The sequence below is a fragment of the Mycolicibacterium hodleri genome, assembly GCF_025822245.1.
Taxonomy (GTDB): Bacteria; Actinomycetota; Actinomycetes; order Mycobacteriales; family Mycobacteriaceae; genus Mycobacterium; species Mycobacterium hodleri.
This window is the reverse complement of sequence record NZ_JACKTL010000026.1, coordinates 427258-445266: the sequence shown is the minus strand read 5'-3', so window position 1 is coordinate 445266 and position 18009 is coordinate 427258. Positions and strand designations below refer to the sequence as shown.

The 18009-nt window shown below is 68.9% G+C and carries 16 protein-coding genes and 1 other RNA gene; 8 read left to right on the top strand and 9 right to left on the bottom strand.

Going from position 1 to position 18009, the window contains the following annotated elements; genetic code table 11:
• Position 1: 1 nt before the first annotated feature.
• A complete protein-coding gene (locus tag H7J06_RS10340) occupies positions 2 to 1054 on the bottom strand; it encodes an autoinducer 2 ABC transporter substrate-binding protein (protein ID WP_264038678.1) in 1053 nt (350 codons plus the stop codon).
• A gap of 213 nt (positions 1055 to 1267) precedes the next feature.
• Here H7J06_RS10340 and H7J06_RS10335 point away from each other — a divergent pair, with 213 nt between their 5' ends.
• Genes H7J06_RS10335 through H7J06_RS10325 form a run of 3 tightly spaced genes read left to right on the top strand, consistent with a single transcriptional unit; the run spans position 1268 to position 5159 of the window.
• Entirely contained in the window at positions 1268 to 2353 is a 1086-nt protein-coding gene (locus tag H7J06_RS10335; protein ID WP_264038677.1) for a substrate-binding domain-containing protein, read from the top strand.
• Positions 2344 to 3039, top strand: coding sequence for a helix-turn-helix domain-containing protein (locus H7J06_RS10330; RefSeq protein ID WP_264038676.1), 696 nt, complete (start codon positions 2344 to 2346; stop codon positions 3037 to 3039). Before H7J06_RS10335 ends, H7J06_RS10330 begins: the two co-directional genes overlap by 10 nt.
• A 47-nt stretch (positions 3040 to 3086) precedes the next feature.
• A complete protein-coding gene (locus H7J06_RS10325; protein WP_264038675.1) occupies positions 3087 to 5159 on the top strand; it encodes an FUSC family protein in 2073 nt (690 codons plus the stop codon).
• Positions 5160 to 5183: 24 nt separating this feature from the next.
• On the opposite strand, the gene H7J06_RS10320 is transcribed toward H7J06_RS10325, so the two are convergent.
• The 8 genes from H7J06_RS10320 to H7J06_RS10285 form a co-directional block, all read right to left on the bottom strand.
• Positions 5184 to 6080, bottom strand: a complete 897-nt coding sequence (locus H7J06_RS10320; protein WP_264038673.1) for a cutinase family protein — start codon at positions 6078 to 6080, stop codon at positions 5184 to 5186.
• Between the two features lie 147 nt (positions 6081 to 6227).
• Positions 6228 to 6596, bottom strand: a transfer-messenger RNA (tmRNA) gene (gene ssrA, locus H7J06_RS10315).
• 78 nt (positions 6597 to 6674) lie between these two features.
• A complete protein-coding gene (locus H7J06_RS10310) occupies positions 6675 to 7439 on the bottom strand; it encodes an HpcH/HpaI aldolase family protein (protein ID WP_264038672.1) in 765 nt (254 codons plus the stop codon).
• An 18-nt stretch (positions 7440 to 7457) separates the two neighbouring features.
• A complete protein-coding gene (locus H7J06_RS10305) occupies positions 7458 to 8414 on the bottom strand; it encodes an aldo/keto reductase (RefSeq protein ID WP_264038671.1) in 957 nt (318 codons plus the stop codon).
• On the bottom strand, positions 8411 to 9232 hold the full coding sequence (locus H7J06_RS10300) for an ATP-binding cassette domain-containing protein (RefSeq protein ID WP_264038670.1): 822 nt from the start codon (positions 9230 to 9232) through the stop codon (positions 8411 to 8413). The genes H7J06_RS10305 and H7J06_RS10300 overlap by 4 nt, the downstream gene beginning before the upstream one ends.
• Complete coding sequence (locus H7J06_RS10295) at positions 9229 to 10038, bottom strand: ABC transporter ATP-binding protein (RefSeq protein ID WP_264038663.1); 810 nt, start codon at positions 10036 to 10038, stop codon at positions 9229 to 9231. The genes H7J06_RS10300 and H7J06_RS10295 overlap by 4 nt, the downstream gene beginning before the upstream one ends.
• A 1-nt stretch (position 10039) precedes the next feature.
• Positions 10040 to 10978 carry an ABC transporter permease gene (locus H7J06_RS10290; RefSeq protein ID WP_264038662.1) on the bottom strand — a complete coding sequence of 313 codons (939 nt, stop codon included), beginning with the start codon at positions 10976 to 10978 and terminating at the stop codon, positions 10040 to 10042.
• Positions 10975 to 11910 carry an ABC transporter permease gene (locus H7J06_RS10285; protein ID WP_308205756.1) on the bottom strand — a complete coding sequence of 312 codons (936 nt, stop codon included), beginning with the start codon at positions 11908 to 11910 and terminating at the stop codon, positions 10975 to 10977. The genes H7J06_RS10290 and H7J06_RS10285 overlap by 4 nt, the downstream gene beginning before the upstream one ends.
• A gap of 325 nt (positions 11911 to 12235) precedes the next feature.
• Here H7J06_RS10285 and H7J06_RS10280 point away from each other — a divergent pair, with 325 nt between their 5' ends.
• From H7J06_RS10280 to pdxA, 5 genes are all read left to right on the top strand, one after another.
• Positions 12236 to 13810, top strand: coding sequence for an ABC transporter substrate-binding protein (locus H7J06_RS10280; RefSeq protein WP_264038660.1), 1575 nt, complete (start codon positions 12236 to 12238; stop codon positions 13808 to 13810).
• A 4-nt stretch (positions 13811 to 13814) separates the two neighbouring features.
• Entirely contained in the window at positions 13815 to 15032 is a 1218-nt protein-coding gene (locus H7J06_RS10275; protein WP_264038659.1) for a sialidase family protein, read from the top strand.
• The gene (locus H7J06_RS10270) at positions 15029 to 15715 is read left to right on the top strand and encodes an SDR family NAD(P)-dependent oxidoreductase (protein ID WP_264038658.1); all 687 of its coding nucleotides are present in this window, start codon (positions 15029 to 15031) and stop codon (positions 15713 to 15715) included. Before H7J06_RS10275 ends, H7J06_RS10270 begins: the two co-directional genes overlap by 4 nt.
• Before the next feature lie 74 nt (positions 15716 to 15789).
• Positions 15790 to 16980: a four-carbon acid sugar kinase family protein gene (locus H7J06_RS10265; protein ID WP_264038657.1), complete on the top strand. Its 1191-nt coding sequence runs from the start codon at positions 15790 to 15792 to the stop codon at positions 16978 to 16980.
• The gene (gene pdxA / locus H7J06_RS10260) at positions 16977 to 18002 is read left to right on the top strand and encodes a 4-hydroxythreonine-4-phosphate dehydrogenase PdxA (RefSeq protein WP_264038655.1); all 1026 of its coding nucleotides are present in this window, start codon (positions 16977 to 16979) and stop codon (positions 18000 to 18002) included. The genes H7J06_RS10265 and pdxA overlap by 4 nt, the downstream gene beginning before the upstream one ends.
• Positions 18003 to 18009 lie beyond the last annotated feature (7 nt).

The window sequence follows — 18009 nt, the reverse complement described above, 5'->3', positions numbered from 1 at the left end:
GTCAGTAATCGAACTGACCGACGTTCTGAGTGGTGATCAACAGCGGCTCACCCAGGACCAGCGTCTTGCTGGCCTCGTCCCACTTGACGTCGGTCATCTCGTCGTTGACCTTGTTGTCGGCCTGGAAGGTCTTGCCGCTGGCGAGCTGCTGGCCGGCCCATGCCGTCAGGTAGCCCAGGTTCGCGACGTTCCACAGGATCGAGCCGGACGACGATCCGTCGGCGAGGTACGGCGCCATGGACTTTGGCGTGCCGATGCCGACCGAGAAGACCTGGCCGATCTTGCCGGCGTCCTTGACGGCCTGCGCCACGCCGACGGCGGAGGTGGTGCACTGCCCGAGCAGACCCTTGAGGTCGGGGTGTGCGCTCATCAGGTCGGTGGCCATCTGCGTTCCCTTGGCCTGGTCCTCACCGGAGTACACGACGTCGACGAGTTCGGCGTCGGGGTACTTGGCCGATACGTAGGCCTTCTCGGCGGCGATCCACGAGTTGAGGTTCTCGGCCGTCTCACCGCAGGACACGATGGCCCACTTGCCCTTTCCGCCCATCGCCGTCATCAGCGTCTCGGCGGTCTTGTTGCCGATGCCCTCGGCGGTGGCCTGGTTGACGAAGGCCTCGCGCACCGAGTTGGGCGCGTCGGTGTCGGCGGTCATCACCTTGATGCCGGCGTCCTGCGCCTGCTTCATCAGCGGTGCCATCGAGTCGGGGTCGTTGGGTGCGACGACCAGGACGTCGACCTTCTGCTGGATGAAGGACCGGACGATCTGCGCCTGGGCGGCGGCGTCGGCCGAGGTGGGTCCCTGGTACAGCCAGTCGACGTTGCCCAAATCGGCGGCGGCCTTCTTGGCGCCGGTGTCCATGGCCTCGAAGTAGGGCGAACCCTGCAGCTTCGGCACGAAGGCGACCTTGACCTTGTTTCCGGAGGCGGCCTGCGACGAACTGCCGCCACCCGTCGCCGGTGCCGGTTCGTCGTTCTTCTTCGTACAGCCGCCGGTGACCATCGCGATGGCCAACGCCACGCTGATCACTCCGACGAAACGCTGGGAAACCGGCATCGACTCATCCTTCGGCCTGGGCTAGGAAAACCTCGCCCGAGACCTACCCGGGCAGGCGACCACCCGGCGCGTGCGTTTCATATATCGAACTCAGCGTCGAGTGATGAAACACACAGTAAGCAAGTCGCTGTGACGTTGTCAACAACCCCCGGCGGGTGACGCCACCTCGTGATTTGCGGTCTTCCGCAGTGGCACATCACTTATGGTGAGTCGATGGCGGAGCAAGCACGTGTGCCCGCATTGCGCCGTGCGGCCGTCGTGCTTCAACAGATCAGCGACTCGGGTAGGCCCATGTCGCTCGCCGAGCTAACCCAGCGGACCGGGCTTCCCAAGAGCAGCGTGATGGGGATCTGCCACGCGCTGACCGACGAGAGCTTGCTCGCCCGCGGCGTCGACGGCACCTACGCACTGGGGTCCCGGCTGTTCGAACTCGCGTCGGCGGCGCGGGCGCACGGCTTGCCGATCGACGACATCGGATTCAGCTACCCGGTCGCCGAGAGCTTCTTCGTCGCCGAGATAGACGCCCTGCGGACCGAAGCCGACCGGCTGGGGGCGCGCCTGCACGTGCACGCCGCCAAGGAGGACCGGCACACCCAGTCGCGTCAGATCGTCGAATTCGTCGCCGCCGGAGTCGATTTGATCCTGGTGGAGCCGGTGGCGACCGACGGCCTCGAAGAGGCGTGCGCCCGGGCCCGCGCGGCCCGCATTCCCGTCGTCGCCATCGGCTCGGCGGTCAGCGGCGCGGACGCCGTCGTGGCCACCGACAACACCAAGGCCGGGTTCCTGGCCGGTTCGGCCCTGGCGGCCGCACTCGGCGGACGGGGACGCGTCGCCGTGGTCGGCGGCATCCCCATCACGGCCAACTCCGACCGAATCGCCGGCTTTCTGGCCGCGATCGCCCCGCACCAGCGCATCGAGGTGGTCGCGACCAGCTACGGCGAACTGGACGCCAAGTCGGGGCGACGGGCCGCGACCGAAATCCTCGCCGCCAACCCCGTCGTCGACGGTTTCTTCGCCGCCAACGACCAAATCGCCATCGGCATCTCGCGGGTGCTGCGCGCCCGCAAGCTCTCCGTGCCGATCGTCGGCGTCGACGGAGCCAGGAACGCGGTCGAGGAGATTCGCGCCGGCGGGCCCATCGTCGCGACCGCGACGCAGGATCCGGCGGCGCTGGTGCGGGCGGCGATGGACATCGGCATCGCCCTGCACGGAGGCGCCCACGTCGCCCGGCCGTCCCGTTATCTCGCGCCCAAGCTCATCGACGCCCACAACGCCGCGGACTATCAACCATGGGGATAGCCGACTCCCGGACCCCGGCCGTGCACCGCGGAGCGCGCATCCTCGACGCCGTCTCCTCGGGCGCCGCCACCACGCCCGCGGCACTGATCGCCATGTTGGGGCTGCCCAAGAGCTCGATCGCCGACCTGCTCGGCACGTTGGAGGACGTCGGCTTCGTCACCCGGCGGTCCGACGGCACGTTGCACACCGGACCACGATTGTCCGATCTCTCCGATCCGGAATCGGTGGTGCAGAACCTCTTTCGCGCCTGCGCGACACCAGACCTGGAAGGGCACACCATCTCCCTGGTCCGAATGTTCGGCAACCAGGTCGTGTTCGTCGACGTCCACCTCGGCCGGCTGCCGTTGCCACTGACTCCCCGACCGGGACAACGGGCGGAGGCGGCCGAGTGCGCCGGTGCGGCGGCGATCCTGTCCACCCTGTCCGCCGAGGACGCGGCCGACGCCGTCTCGGCCGCGGCCCGTCACCTGGGTCTGACCGCCGACGAGGTGCAGACGTGCCTGGCCGTGCGCCACCGTCGGCGACGCAACGTCTACGAATCGCAGTCCGCGCACATGGGTCGACAGCTCGCCTGCCCGGTGGCCGGGACCCGCTACGCCCTCACGCTGCACGTGCCGCAACGGTGGCCCGAGCCGGCCATCGCCAAGGCCGCCCGCGCCCTGCACACCGCCGCCCAGAGCTACTGACGCGCGCCGCCGCCGGTCCTCGCAGCTGCGTGCCGCACAATCGAGCGATGCATCTGGTGGCTGATCGGGGGGCCATCAGGAGATTGCTGGTCGACTCCGACCCCGGCCGACTGCGCCTGCGCAGCGCCGCGACGACCACGCTGGCCCTCGTCTTGGCCCTGACCGCCTCGTTCGGCTTCATCACCGTCGCCGGTCAGCCGATCACCGTGGCCATGCTCGGCACGATCGTGGCGATGCAGTCCGCGGCCGCGGTCAAGGACCGCCAACAACACAGCCGCGTCGTCACCACCCTGCTGCTCTTCTTCCCGGCCGTGGCCGCCGTGTCGTTGGCCGCGACGTTGAGCCACTTCGGCAAGGTGGCCGACGTCGGCTTCATCGCCGTCTTGTTCGGCGCGGTGTGGGTCCGGCGCTTCGGTCCCCGGGGCAACGCACTGGGAATGGTCGCGTTCATCTCCTACTTCTTCGCGCTGTTCCTGCGTGCCACGCCCAGTCAGATACCGGTGCTCGCCGTGGCAATCGTCATCGGGTTGAGCGCCACCCTGCTGGTGCGCACGCTGATCCTTCCGGACCGGCCGGCGGTCGAGGTGCAGCGCCTCGTGCGGGCATTGCGCGCGGCGTCGTCGGCGGTGCTGGACGTGGCGACGAACCCCGACGAGTTCGACCTCGCCGAGCTTCGGCGTCGGTTGGACCGCCTGGGTGAGACCGCGCTCATGATCGACGACTGGCTCGACCGCCACGACGCCGCCCAGTCGCTGAACGTCACCAGTGACGACCTCGCCCTGAGGGTGTTCGACGCGCAGATCGCCATGGAGCAGGTGGCGAGCATGTTGTGGTCGCTGGGGCCGGCCAGCTCGTGGCCACCGGGTCTGCGAGACGCGGTCGCCGCCGTCCGGGTGTGCCTGTGGAACCATCCCTCCGAGGACGAACTGCGGGCGGCCCGCAAGAGTGCCGCCGCCGCATCCGACCGTGCCGACCTGTCGAGCACCGAGGGCATCGCGACCGTCGTCGCCTTCCGTGCCGCCCAGGCCCACCTGGCGATCCACCACATCACCACCAACGCCCTCGGCGCCTCCGAGGCCGCCGAACCCGAGCCGCAGACCCCGGACGACGACGCCGACCGTGGGCTCGACCCCAGTACCAAGGCGGCCATTCAGGTCGCGGTCGCCACCAGCGCCGCGACGATTCTCGGCGAACTGGTGTCACCCGATCGGTGGTACTGGGCGGTGCTGACCGCGTTCCTGGTCTTCACCGGGGTCTCGACGCGCGGTGAGATCCTGACGCGCGTCGGGCATCGCATCGTGGGCACCATCGCCGGCGTCGTGGCGGGCGTCCTGCTGGCCACCCTGGTCGGGCACCACCCGCTGGTTCAGATGATCGTCCTGGTGGCGTGCGTGTTCTGCGCGTTCTACCTCGTCACGGTCGCCTACGCGTGGTTGACGTTCTTCGTCACCGTGCTGCTGGCGATGCTCTACGGCCTGCTCGGCGACTTCAGCGTCCAGGTGTTGGAGCTGCGCATCGCCGAGACCGCGGTGGGCGGCGTGGTCGGCATCGCGTCGGCGTACTTCATCTTCTCGACCGGGACCCGCGCCAACTTCGTCGAGAAGGTCGACGTGTACCTACAACGGATGACCGATCTGATCGACGTGGCGACCGCGTCGGTGGTGGCGCCCGGCGGGGAGACCGATCTGGTGGCCGAGACCAGGCGACTCGATAACGCCCTGCAGGCCGTGGTCACGGCGGGCAAGCCGCTGCAGATGGGACCTGCGGTACGCAGCCGACGCGGGGTTCAACGCCTGCTGCGCGGGTTGCAGGTGAGCAACCGATCGGCCCACGCCCTGGCCAGGGCCGGCGTGAACGCCGCCCGGGCCGACGCCGACACCGCTCCCGCGGAGGCGACGGCCGCCGCGCTGCGCGATGCCGCCGCGCACGTCTGCGAGACCGTCGACGCGGTGAAACGGGTGGTCGACGGCGCCGCGGTCGAGCGGACGGACAAGGCCACCAATGCCGTCATCTTGACCGTGGCGGGCACGGCGGACATCCCGCCGGGACCCGTGCGCGGCGCCGTCAGGGCACTGAGCAACCTCGACCGTGCCCTGCAAGAGGTGACGGCTCGGGTGTGACCGGCCGCTGCCCGCATGGGTTCGTCAGGGCAGGCCGGCCACGACCGAAGGGGCATACCCCGGTTCGGACGAGGTGTAGGCGGGCGATTGCTGATATCCCGGCGGCATGTGATCGGTGCCCTGTGGCGGCGAGGCATAGATCGGCGCATCCGGGACGGATCCCGGCGGCTGTCCATACGCCGACGGCGGTCCGAGAGTGGGTCCCAATGGGGCCCTACCAGCCAACAGTTTGGCGGCGGCGAAATCCGCCGCCTGCGTGGTGTACACGGGAACGTAGCCGTCGGTATGCCCGCTCCATGCGTTTCCAGGGCCTGCGTGACAAATCGGATCGGCGGGGTTGCAGAGGTCGATCGCCTTGCCGGCGAACATCGTGGATTGGGAAGGCAGCTTGGTACCCGAGCGGTTCGCGACGTTTCCGAAGGTGGCGATCGCCGCGATGTTGACCGCCATCGAAGACGGGAGTGCATCTCCCCATGCGATGCCGACGATGGGATTGCCTGCGACGATGTTGACGACGTCCGCGCCCTGCGAGTACCCGCCCAGCACGATCTTGGTGTCGGGGCACGAGGCCGCCATGGATTTGACGTGCTTGATCACGTCCTTGGCGCCGTCGCCAGTGCCCAGCTGCAGCTTGCCCGCGTCGTAGTCGACCCCGTACGACGCGATGTTCATGCCATCGGCCTGCGCGCGCAGCGAGTCGACGAAGGCGTCGCCGACGACGCCGAGGCCCTTGGGCTCGTCCGTGCCCCTGGCAAACACGACCTCGGCGTCGGCGCAGTCGGCGGCCGACGCAACCGGGAGAGCGCGAGGACTCAGCTGCTGAACGGCGACGACGACCAATACAGCCGCGGTACGACCGGCCCAGCGGCCCGCGGACCGCGCATTCGTCGGCCGCGAGCTACGCCCGCAACGAGGTGGCATGTTTCGAATCTACCCTCAGCCAGGTGATACGCACCATCCGTGGGCGTATTCAGCGTTTTCAGCGAATGCGAACGCGGCCCGCTGAGGTGAACTGAACCCAGGAAGACGACAAGCAGGCCGGATGTGTCATCCGGCCTGCTGGTCAAACGGTGGAGCTGCCGGGAATCGAACCCGGGTCCTACGGCATTCCCTCGAGGCTTCTCCGTGCGCAGTCCGCTATGTCTCTACTTGGATCTCCCGTTCACGCGGACGAGACGAGATGACGATCCCAGTCGCTGTTTGATGTCCCCGTACATCCCGCGACCGGACGTATGGGTTTGTCCCTCTAGATGACGCCAGGGTCCGAGTCGAGGGCTCTCTCGGTCTGACGGACACACCGTCGCTTAGGCAGCGAGGGCGTAGTCGCGCTGATTGGAATCGGCGCTTAATTGGTTGCAACGACGCTTTCGGTGGTCTCTTGCCTGCACCGGCACGCTTCCCTTGATTCGATGCGCGAAGTCGAAACCGTTCAGCCCCTCGCACCCCTGCCGAACTTCAGCAGGACGTTCATCGTACCGCCTTCAGCGCGATCGGCCGGCGATTGATTCCCGGGTGTCAGCCGCCGGTCGCGGCCTTGAGGTGCGCGGCGGACGCGGCCTTGAGGTGGGTCAGGTCCGACGCCACCGACGCGAACGTGAACCCCTCCGCCAGGCGGCGTGCCGCCACCGCACCGTCGGGGGTGTGAATGCCCGCCGCGACGCCGGCGGCCGCGGCGGCCTCCCGGACCCGGGTCACCGCGGCCTCGAACTCGTCGGCCACCGCCGGATCCTGGGGATGCGCCCCTCCCACGGCCAGTCGCAGATCCGACGGGCCCACGTACACCCCGTCCAGGCCGGCCACGGCGCAGATCTCCTCGACGTTGGCCAGGCCCTCGGGCGTCTCGATCATCGCCAGCACGACGGTGTCGCGGTCGGCCTCCGCCGGAACCGGCCCGATCCGCAGCTGCGAGCGCATCGGACCGTAGGACCGGATCCCGGTCGGCGGGTAGGTGGCCGCGGCGACCGCCCTGGCCGCTCCGGCCGCGTCGTCGACCAACGGCACGATCACCCCTGCCGCGCCGGCGTCCAACGCACGTCCGATCGGTGTGGGGTCGTTCGCCTCGACCCGCACCAGGCCCACCGGTCCGCCCGCGGCGTCGACGGCCGTCAGCCCCGACAACATGCCCGAGTACCCGATCAGACCGTGTTGCAGGTCCAGCGCGAGGTAGTCCCAACCGACGTAGGCGAGCCACTCCGTGGCGACCGGGCAGTCCAGCACCGACCAGTACCCCAGGATGCGTTCCCGGTTGCGCAGGCGGGCGGCGAATTCACGTGCACTCATGTGGAGCGACCTCTCGGGTTAACGGTTGTAGTTCGGCATCGGGCCCCGTAGCGCGGCGCCGACGTCGTCGCAGGCGTCGAGCACGTCGGGCTCCAGCGGGCCCTTGGCGACGGCGGCGACGTTGGCCCGCAGGTGCTCGACCTTCGATCCGCCCAGCAGTACCGGGCCGGTGGCGGGCTTGGACACCAGCCACCGTAGCGCGAGCTCGGTGAGCGGTATGCCGGCCTTCTCCGCGATCACCGACAACTGCTCGACGGCGTCGAAGATGGCGGTGTTCCAATACCTTTCCTTGTACATCGCCGCCAGCCGCGAATCGCCGAAGCGCCCGTCGGTGGGCGATTCGTCGAAGGAGTGCCGCCCGGTGAGCAGGCCGCCGCCCAGCGGGTTGTACACCATCGTCACCAGGCCGGTCACCGCGGCGAACTCGACGTACTCCTCCTCGATCCGGCGGGCCAGTAGATTGTAGAGTTGCTGTGCGACAACGGGTCTGGCCATGCCAATGCCGTCGGCGAGGTGGTTGACCTGGGCAATCTGCCAGGCCGCGAAGTTGGACACCCCGAAGGCGCCGATCTTGCCCTCGGACACCAGTTCCGCGACGGTGGTCAACGTCTCCGCCAGCGGGGCGGCCCGGTCGGGCTGATGAAGGTAGAACAGTTCGACGTGTTCGGTGCCCAGCCGCGTGAGGCTGCCCTCGAGGCTGGCGCGCAGGCCGCGGGCCGACAACGGCGAGTGCCCCTCGGCGTCCGGGTGCGGCATGCCCGCCTTGGTGGCCAGCGTGACTCGGTCTCGCCGCGGGCCCAGCAAGGCCGCCAGCATGCGTTCCGACTCGCCGCCCGCGTACCCGTTGGCGGTGTCGACGTGGGTGATGCCGGCCTCCAGCGCGGCGTCCAGCATCGCCTCCGCACCGGCGGCGTCCACGGTGTCACCAAAGGTCATGGTGCCCAACACCAGTCCGGACAGGTCGAGTTCGGTCATGATGCGACTCCCTGGGCGACGACGCTGCGCGGTTTGATTCCCACCATGGTGGTCGGGTCGAGCGCCGCAGCGCGCAGCGCCCGGGTGTACGGCTCCCGTGGACGGGCCAGCACCTCGGCGGTGGGACCGCGTTCGAGGATGCGGCCACCACGCATCACGACGATGGTGTCGCTGATCTCGCGCACGACGCCGAGGTTGTGCGAGATGAACAGATACGTCAACCCGGTGTCCCGCTTGATTTCGCGAAGCAGGTCGAGCACCTGAGCCTGGACGGAGACGTCCAGCGCGCTGGTCGCCTCGTCGCACACCAGCAGGTCGGGTCCGCTGGCGAGTGCCCTCGCGATGCCGATGCGCTGGCGCTGGCCGCCGGAGAACTCGGCGGGCTTGCGGTGCAGTGCCGTCGCCGGGAGTCCGACCCGGTCGATGAGCGCCGCCGCCTTCGCGTCGCGCGTCCCGCGATTGCGGATTCCCTGCAGCCGCAGGGGTTCTCCCACGATGTCGACGGCGCTCAGGTGCGGATCCAGCGAGCCGAAGGGATCCTGGAACACCATCTGGATGCGGGAACGGAACGGCCGCAACGCCTTCTCCGACATTCGCGAGACGTCGACGCCGTCGAACCTGATGGCACCCGACGTCGGCGTGAGCAGCCGGACGATGGCCTTCGCGAGCGTCGACTTGCCGCATCCGGACTCGCCGACGACGGCCAGCGTCGACCCGGCGTCGACGGAGAAGCTGACCGCGTCGAGCGCGCGGAACACGCCGTTGGCGACCGGATACTCGACGACCAGGTTCTCTACTTCGAGCAGGGGGGCGGTCATGCGGGGACTCCCGTCTGAACGGGCTCGAGACGCGGCACGGCGTCGAGCAGTCGCTTGGTGTACGCGTCGCGCGGGTGGCGCAGCAGTTCCTCGGCGTCGCCGCTTTCGACGAACCGGCCGCTCTTCATCACGAAGATGCGGTCCGACATCAGCCTGGCGACGCCGAGATCGTGGGTGATGAGCAGTATTCCGACCCCGGTGCGCTCTTGGAGTTCTAGCAGCAGGTCCAGGATCGAGGCCTGCACGGTGACGTCCAGCGCGCTGGTGGGCTCGTCGGCGACGATCAGTTCGGGTCCCGCCGCCAGCGCCGCCGCGATGAGCACGCGCTGCAGCATGCCGCCCGAGAGTTGGTGCGGGTACTTCGACAATTGGCCGGCGGGATTGGTGATCTTAACCTGTTCGAGCAGTTCGACCGCACGGGCGTTCTGGTTCACCCTGCCGCGGACTCCGCTGTGGCGGATGGCGTCTCGTAGTTGCGCTCCGACGGTGTGCACCGGGCTCAGCGCGGTCATCGGGTCCTGCGGGATCAACGCGATGTGCTTGCCCCGCACCTTCTGCAGCGCCTTGGGCTTGCCGAGGATGTCGCAGTCCTGGAACGTGGCCGCGCCGGACAGCACGGCCAGGTCGCTCGGCAGCAGGCCGAGCACGCCCATCGCGGTGGTCGACTTGCCGGAGCCGGATTCGCCGATGATGGTGACCGTCTCGCCGGCGTCGATGCGGAAGGACACCCCGTCGACGGCCCGGACGACGCCGTTGGCGGTGATCAGCTCTATCTGCAGTTCGTCGACGCTGAGCAGGCCGGCCATGTCAGATCTCCTTCTTGCGCAGCGAGAATCGGCTCAGCAGACCGGTCTTGGAGCGGCCGCTGCGGTCGCGAAGTCCGTCGCCGAGGAGGTTGACTCCGACGACGAGCAAGGCGATCACCAACCCGGGCAGCGTGACCAGCCACCATGACGTGGTCACGTAGTCCTGCCCGTCGGAGATGATGCGGCCCCAGGTGGCGAAGGGGCGTTGCGGTCCGGCGCCGAGGTAGCTCAGCGCGCTCTCCAGCAGCACCGCCTGCGCCAGCAGCAACAGAACCACCAGCGACACCTGTTTGATGATGTTGGGGATCACGTGGCGCAGCAGGATCGCGGTATGGCCGAGGCCCAGCACGTGAGCCGCTGCGATGTAGGGTTTTTCGCGTTCGACGAGGGTGAGCGATCGGGTGAGCCGGGCGATCTCGGGCCACTGCGCGATCGCGATCACGAAGGTGATCACCGGGATCGACGGTCCGAAGAGCGCCACTACGAGCAGCAGCATCATGAGCAGCGGCAGCGACAGCTGCGCCTCCAGCAGCCGGCTGACGATGGTGTCGGCCCATCCCCCGCGGTACCCGGCGATCGCCCCGAGCGTCAGACCGATGAGGCCGGACACGACGACGGCGAGCACGCCGATGGCCAGGGAGACCTGACCGCCGAACAGGACTCGGGCCAACAGGTCGCGGCCCAGCTGGTCGGTGCCGAACAGGTGCCCGTCGGTCAACGGCGGCAGTCGGCGGGCGGCCAAGTCGGTGGTGTCGGGTGAGGGCAGCGGCAGCACCCTGGCGAGGGCGACCGGCGCGATGACCACCAGTGCGGCGACGCTGCCGACCCAGATCTTCACCCGGCTGTCTCGCGCGCGGCGGGTGGCGCCGGCGGTCGCGACGTCGCGGGGGGTGACGGCGCTGGGACGCGGCTGTTCGGGGGCCTCGATCACGGTGGTCATTTGGACGTTCCCTTCCCGAGCCGGACCCGCGGGTCCAGAAGCGGATAGCAGAGGTCGACGAGGAGCTGGACGACGACCGCGAGCACCGCGGTGACCAGGACGGTGGCCTGGATCAGCGGGTAGTCGCGGGTCTCGAGGGCGCGCACCACCAGTGATCCGACACCGGGCCAGGCGAAGACCACCTCGACGACCACGACGCCGTTGAGCATCGAGGCGAAGCGGGTGCCCAGGGCCGTCAACACCGGGATCGCAGAGTTGCGCATCGAGTAGCGCCAGATCAGTTCTCGTTCCGAGACGCCGCGGGAGCGGCCGACGGTGACATACGGCGAGGCGAACGCGCCGACCATTTCGCGGCGCACCATGCGGGAGATCAGGGCGATCTGCAGGACGGCGATGGTCACCGTCGGGAGCACCAGACTCGACCACGTGGTGAAGCCGGCGGCCGGGAACACCGGGACGAGGACGGCGAACAGGGTGATCAGCATGAGGCCGGTCCAGAAGTCCGGCATCGACTGTCCGGCGATCGTCACCGCGTTGGCGGCGAGTTCGCGGCGGGTGTCCGCGCGGCGCGCCATCCAGACCCCCAGGGGCACCGCCACGATCGTGGTCAGCACGATGGCGGCGACCGACAGCGTGATCGTGTAGGGCAGGCGGTCCAGCACGACGTCGAAGGCGGGCGCCTGGAAGGAGTACGAGGTGCCCAGGTCCAGGTGGAGCAGACCCTGCAGGTAGCGCAAGTATTGGACGAACACGGACTGGTCGAGGCCCATGTCGACGCGGATGCGGGCCAGATCCTCGGTACTCGCCAGCGGTCCTGCCATGGCGTAGGCGGGGTCGCCGGGCGCCAACCGGATGAGCACGAACACCGTCGTCAACGTGAGGAAGACGGTGAGCACGCTCTGGCCGAGTCGCTTGACGACGTAGCGCGGCATCGCGCCGATGCGCGGCCTTCCCGTTCCCCGGCGTTCGACGGAGTCGTGGGTCGGCGCCTGCGGTGGCGGCGGGGCAAGCTGTTGCGTCATCGTCGACCTTTCGAGCGCTTGCGGCGCTGCCGAGGATCGGCGATGACGACCCAGAGCTGCAGCCCGTGTTGTTACTCAGCTCACAATGGCACTACTGCGTGATTTGCGCAAGATCCAATTCGTTCTTGCGTGTTGTGTGCATTTGGGCCTACAGTCGCCATGTGTCAGCCGTCACACGTAGCGCCAGCCTCGACCACGTGCTGACTGCCCCCAAACCACTGCCAGGAGGTCGACGGTGACCAAACCCATTCTTCACCAGCCGTTTTCGCGGCGGTCGCTCCTGCGCTCCAGCCTCCTGCTCGGCGCCGGTCTGGCCGTCGGCTCGGCTGCCGCCTGCGCGACGCCCACCGGACGCCCCGGCCCGACGACGGTGAGCCTCGCGCTGAACCGGTCGCTGGTCACCCTCGACAACAAGCTCCTCCAGTACGACGCCGCGCTCACCGTGCAACGGGCCGTGCGCCAGGCGCTCACCGAGATCGACCAGAACCTCAAGCCGCGACTGGTGTTGGCCGACGCCTTCCAGCTGCGCACGCCCACGCAGTGGTACGTGCATCTACGGCCGGGCATCCGGTACTCGGACGGCTCACCGGTGCAGGTGGACGACGTCGCGACCGCACTGAAGATGTACAGCCAGGTCAGCGGATCGTTCGTCGGCACGTTCTTCCCGGAATGGCCCACGGTCGAGAAGATCGACGAGAGCAGCTTCACCCTCAACACGCAGCGTCCGATCCCGGTCCTGGACTACCTGATGTCCAACATCCTCATCACCCCCGCCGCGGCGAACGTGCCCGAGGACCTGCAGACCGGCGTCGGCACCGGCCCCTACGTCGTGACCCAGTCCGACCGCGGCTCGGGTACCTACACGCTCGTCCGCAACGAGAAGTACTGGGCCGCAGCGCCCCTCGTCGAGTCCGTGCGGGTGCGCTTCATGCCCGACGAGTCGAGCCGCGTCGTCGCACTGCGCAGCGGGGAGGTCGACGTCATCGACTCCATCACCCCCGACGCCACCGACCAGATCGCCGGACTGTCCGGCGTGGCGATCGACCGTGCCGACGGCGTCCGGCTCAACCAGCTCTTCTACAACTTCCGCAAGCCTCCCAACAGCCCGATGGCCGACGCCAAGGTGCGCCGCGCGCTGACCTACGCCATCGACGGCACGTCCCTGGTCGACAACGTCATGCAAAAGTCGGCGACGGCGTCGCGCGGCGTGATTCCACTGAGCCTGGACGGGGCGATCGAGACCGGTGAGTACGTCTACGACCCGGATCGTGCGAAGTCGGAACTGAACGCACTCGGGTTGCGCAACCTGAAGATCAAGATCATTTGGGAGAGTGGCGAATTCGCCGCCGACACCGACATCATGGAGTCGGTGGTGCAGATGCTGTCGGCGGTGGGGGTCCAGGCCACGCTTCAGCAGTTCGAGCCTGGTGGCGACATCGCCCAGTGGCGCCAGGGCAAGGCGGGCGACTGGGACGTGCTCGGCAACGGGTTCCCAAGCCCCACGGGGTTGGCGTTGACCATCATGCAGGGCATGTACGCGGGCACCGCCGAGAAGGAGGCCACCCGCGACACGTATCACGGGTACCTGTTCCCGGACATCACCGCGATCATCACGCAGGCATCGGAGGACGCCGACCCGGCCCGGCGCGCCGCACTGCTGGCCGACGCCCAGCGCAAGATCTGGGACACCTGCCCCATGATGTGGTCGTTCGTGCCGAAGGCCGTACTGGGCCGGCGCACCCGGATCGACGGAATGACGTTGCGCCCCACGAACTCCTATGACCTCGCCGCGATCTCCCTGAAGGGTTGAGACCATGAGCCCACATGCCACTCCCGCTGCGACCGCACAGGCCGACGGCGTGCTGCGCAGCTCCTCGGAGCCCGGCCGTCGCGACGCCATCCTGCCGGCACCCCGGGTGCAGAACCACGCCGCCAATCTCGCGGTCCTGCCCGACGGGTCACTCGGATGCGTCTGGTTCTCGGGCACCCAGGAGGGCGTCCCCGACATCAGCGTGTGGTTCTCGCGATTGGACGCCGGGGCGTTGGACTGGTCGGATCCGGTTCAGCTCTCCGACGACCCCACCCGCTCGGAACAGAATCCCGTTCTGCACGTGGAACCCTCGGGCCGCGTGTGGTTGCTGTGGACGTCGCAGCACGCAGGCAACCAGGACACCGCCCGCGTACTGCGCAGGATCTCGGATGACGGCGGACGCACCTGGGGTGCGACCGACACCCTGCTGCCCGAGACCGCCGAGGGCGGCGTCTTCGTCCGCCAACCGATGGTGACGCTGCCGGGCGGACGGCTGCTGCTGCCGATCTTCCACTGCGTCCGCCTGCCGGGGCGCCGGTGGGTGGGCGACCGCGACTACAGCAGCGTGATGATCTCCGACGACGCCGGGCTGACGTGGCGCGAGGTGCCGGTGCCGGACAGCACCGGCTGCGTGCACATGAACATCGGCCGGCTCTCCGACGGCACCCTGGTGGCGCTGTACCGCAGCCGATGGGCGGACCACGTCTACCGCAGCACGTCCCATGACGACGGCGACACGTGGAGCGCGCCGGCCCCCACCGAGTTGCCCAACAACAATTCGTCGATCCAATTCGTGGTGCTGCCGGACGATCGGCTGGCCTTGGTGTTCAACGAGTCCAGCGCCGCCGACGCCACCGCGCGCCGCACCTCGCTCTACGACGAGATCGACGACGACGGTCTGGCCGACGGAGCCGCCCCCGAGTTCGAATCCGTCGAGCTGTCCGACGGCGACGACCGCCGCGCCTTCTGGGGCGCCCCGCGTGCCCCGATGACGTTGGCCGTCTCCGACGACGCCGGCGTCACCTGGCCGACGCGACGCAACATCGAGGTCGGCGACGGCTACTGCCTGTCGAACAATTCCCGCGACGGAGTGAACCGAGAGTTCTCGTATCCGACCATCACCGCGGCCGGCGGGACGTTCCACGTCGCCTTCACCCGGTTCCGTCAGGCGATCGAATACGTAGAACTCACCGACGAGTGGCTCGAACCGGGTCCGTCATGACGGCCGAGCCGAGAACCGCCGTCGTCACGGGCGCCAGTTCTGGAATCGGCGCCGCCGTCGTGACGCGCTTGCTGACCGAGGGCTGGCACGTCATCGGAATGAGCAGACGCGCAGCACATTTCGACCACGACCGTTTCACGTGGCTCGAGGTCGACCTCGACGACTTTGCCCGGCTCGGCGCCCAGGCGAGGGAACTCGGGGCGGTCGACGCCGTCGTCCACGCCGCGGGCGTGCAGCACTCGGCCCCACTCGGTGACCTGGATTCCGAACGCGGACTACAGATGTGGCGGGTCCACGTGGGCGCGGCCGAAGTGCTCGTCAACGCACTGGCGCCGCGCCTGCGCGACGGCGCTCGCGTCGTCCTCGTCGGCAGTCGCACGATGACGGGCAATGCGGGCAAGAGTCAGTACGTGGCCACCAAGTCAGCACTCACCGGGATGGCACGGTCCTGGGCGGCCGAACTGGTCGACCGTCGGATCACCGTCAACGTCGTCGCCCCCGGCCCCACCGACACCCCGATGCTCGCCGACCCGGGACGAGCGCACACGCCTCCGAAGCTGCCACCGCTCGGACGATTCATCCAACCCGACGAGGTCGCGGGGCTCGTCGGGTTCCTCCTCGGGCCCGACGGCCGCAACGTCACCGGCCAGGCGATCGTGCAATGCGCGGGGGCGTCCCTATGACTAATGCGCGAAACACGCATATTTGCTACCCTTGGTTGCGCACTTCACGCAACATGACGGACGGGGGCTGAACCGTGACGATTGACTCGGTCGCCTGCCCCGCCGTCGCCGTACTGGCCGACGACCTCTCCGGCGCCGCCGAGGCGGCCAGCACCTTCCTGGGCCGACGACCCCAGCCCACCCTGCACCTCGACCCACGCACCGCCCGCCACGACGGCGTCACCGTCGTCGACCTGAACACCCGCACACTGACGAAGGTCGACGCGCAGAACGCCGTTCGGGCGGCACTCGAGGTGATCCCGCCCGACGCTCTGGTCGTCGCGAAGGTCGACTCGCTGCTGCGCGGCCACGTCGGCGGCTGGGCCGACGTGCTCGCCGAGCGTGGCCCGGTCGTCGTCGCCGCGGCATTGCCCGCGCTCGGCCGCACCGTTCACGCCGGCGTCCTGCACGTCGACGGCGTCCCCCTGCACCAGACCCGGGCATGGCATGCCGAACGGTCGTCCCCACCGGCGTCGATCGCCGACGTGTTCGGCCGCCCGACGGCGTCGACGACCGTCACCGCGGACCTCGCCGACCGTCTCCGGGAGGCGGCCACCGGTGGCCGGATCGCCGTGTGCGACGTCGCGACCGACGCCGATCTGGACCTGATCCTCGCGGCCAGCCGTTCGATTCCCGGCGCCCAACTGATGGGCACCTCCGCCCTGGCGGCCGCGGTCGCGAGGACGCTGCCGACCGGTCCACGCGACACCGGGTCGCGACGGCCGTCGCAGATTCTGCTCACCGTCGTCGGCACGGCGGAACCCGCTGCGGCCCAACAGGTCACCGAGCTGATGCGGAACGGCACCCGACACCTCGCCGTGGACGCCGACCACCTGCTCGACGGCACCGCCGATCCCGCCGACCTCGCCCGCGCCCTCGGTGACGGCTCGGTGGTGCTCACCGTCCGCGGTGCCGTGCGCCCGGATCGCAGTGACGCCGTGTCGGCCGCACTCGCCCGGTTCGTCGCGGCCGGACAGGCCGAGTGTCGACCCGACCTGATGCTCACCGGCGGAGCCACGGCGCGGGCCGTCGTCGACGCCGTCGGGCTCACCACGCTGCACCCGGTGGACCAGGTGCACCACGGCGCCGTCGTCTCGATCGCATCCGACGGACGCACCGTCGTCACCAGGCCCGGCAGCTTCGGAGATCCGTTCAGTCTCAGCGCCGTGGCGCGCTACCTCGCCGAAACCCCGTCCGTCCGCACCCAACCGAAGGCACTGACATGACCCTCCTGACACGAACCACTCCCCTGCCCGTCGTCGCGGTGACCATGGGCGACGGCGCGGGCATCGGGCCCGAGGTCATCGTCCGAGCCCTGCTCGACGACACCGCCATGGGCTTCTGCGACCCGATCGTCATCGGCGACGCCAAGCGTCTGGCGCAGGCTGCGGAGCTGCTCGGCGTCGACGTCGAGATCGTCCGAATCGACGACGTCGCCGCCGCAGAAAAGGCGCCGGGCCGCGTCAACGTCGTGGACCTCGACCTCCTGCCCGCCGATCTTCCATGGGGCGAGCTGTCGGCCGTCGCCGGCCACGCCGCCTACGAATACCTTCGCGTGGCAGCCGAACTCGCCGTCCGCGGCGACGTCCAGGCCATCTGCACGGCACCGCTCAACAAGGAGGCACTGCACGCCGCGGGGCACGTCTTCCCGGGACACACCGAACTGCTCGCCTACTTCACCGGCATCGAGGAGGTGTCGATGATGCTCTCGACACCCAAGATGAAGGTCATCCACGTGACCACGCACATCGGGCTCATCGACGCCGTCGCGCGCATCGAGCCCGGCCTCGTCGAGCGAACCATTCGCCGCGGCCACGAGGCGTTGGTGCGATCCGGTACGCCGCACCCCAAGATCGGCGTGTGCGGGATCAACCCGCACGCCGGCGAGAACGGACTGTTCGGCTACGGCGAAGAAGAGGAGAAGATCATCCCCGCGGTCGAGCTCCTCGTCGCCGAGGGCATGGACATCCACGGTCCGCTACCCGCAGACACCGCCTTCTTCCTGGCCGGCCGCGGCGACTACGACTTGATCGTCGCGATGTATCACGACCAGGGCCACGGGCCGGTCAAGGTGTTGGGGCTCGAGTCGGGCGTCAACATCACCGTCGGGTTGCCGGTGATCCGCACCTCAGTCGACCACGGCACCGCTTTCGACATTGCGGGCAAGGGAATCGCCGAGGCCGGTAGCATGGTGGAGGCGCTGCGGCAGGCAGCTGAAATGGCAAGCAGCACAATGAGTGTCGATTAGGGAAGAG

What these genes read in the sequence shown, in the direction of transcription:
- H7J06_RS10340 (WP_264038678.1), bottom strand. Translation starts at nt 1,054, where the DNA reads ATGCCGGTTTCCCAGCGTTTCGTCGGAGTGATCAGCGTGGCGTTGGCC.
- H7J06_RS10335 (WP_264038677.1), top strand. Translation starts at nt 1,268, where the DNA reads ATGGCGGAGCAAGCACGTGTGCCCGCATTGCGCCGTGCGGCCGTCGTG.
- H7J06_RS10330 (WP_264038676.1), top strand. Translation starts at nt 2,344, where the DNA reads ATGGGGATAGCCGACTCCCGGACCCCGGCCGTGCACCGCGGAGCGCGC.
- H7J06_RS10325 (WP_264038675.1), top strand. Translation starts at nt 3,087, where the DNA reads ATGCATCTGGTGGCTGATCGGGGGGCCATCAGGAGATTGCTGGTCGAC.
- H7J06_RS10320 (WP_264038673.1), bottom strand. Translation starts at nt 6,080, where the DNA reads ATGCCACCTCGTTGCGGGCGTAGCTCGCGGCCGACGAATGCGCGGTCC.
- H7J06_RS10310 (WP_264038672.1), bottom strand. Translation starts at nt 7,439, where the DNA reads ATGAGTGCACGTGAATTCGCCGCCCGCCTGCGCAACCGGGAACGCATC.
- H7J06_RS10305 (WP_264038671.1), bottom strand. Translation starts at nt 8,414, where the DNA reads ATGACCGAACTCGACCTGTCCGGACTGGTGTTGGGCACCATGACCTTT.
- H7J06_RS10300 (WP_264038670.1), bottom strand. Translation starts at nt 9,232, where the DNA reads ATGACCGCCCCCCTGCTCGAAGTAGAGAACCTGGTCGTCGAGTATCCG.
- H7J06_RS10295 (WP_264038663.1), bottom strand. Translation starts at nt 10,038, where the DNA reads ATGGCCGGCCTGCTCAGCGTCGACGAACTGCAGATAGAGCTGATCACC.
- H7J06_RS10290 (WP_264038662.1), bottom strand. Translation starts at nt 10,978, where the DNA reads ATGACCACCGTGATCGAGGCCCCCGAACAGCCGCGTCCCAGCGCCGTC.
- H7J06_RS10285 (WP_308205756.1), bottom strand. Translation starts at nt 11,910, where the DNA reads ATGCCGCGCTACGTCGTCAAGCGACTCGGCCAGAGCGTGCTCACCGTC.
- H7J06_RS10275 (WP_264038659.1), top strand. Translation starts at nt 13,815, where the DNA reads ATGAGCCCACATGCCACTCCCGCTGCGACCGCACAGGCCGACGGCGTG.
- H7J06_RS10270 (WP_264038658.1), top strand. Translation starts at nt 15,029, where the DNA reads ATGACGGCCGAGCCGAGAACCGCCGTCGTCACGGGCGCCAGTTCTGGA.
- pdxA (WP_264038655.1), top strand. Translation starts at nt 16,977, where the DNA reads ATGACCCTCCTGACACGAACCACTCCCCTGCCCGTCGTCGCGGTGACC.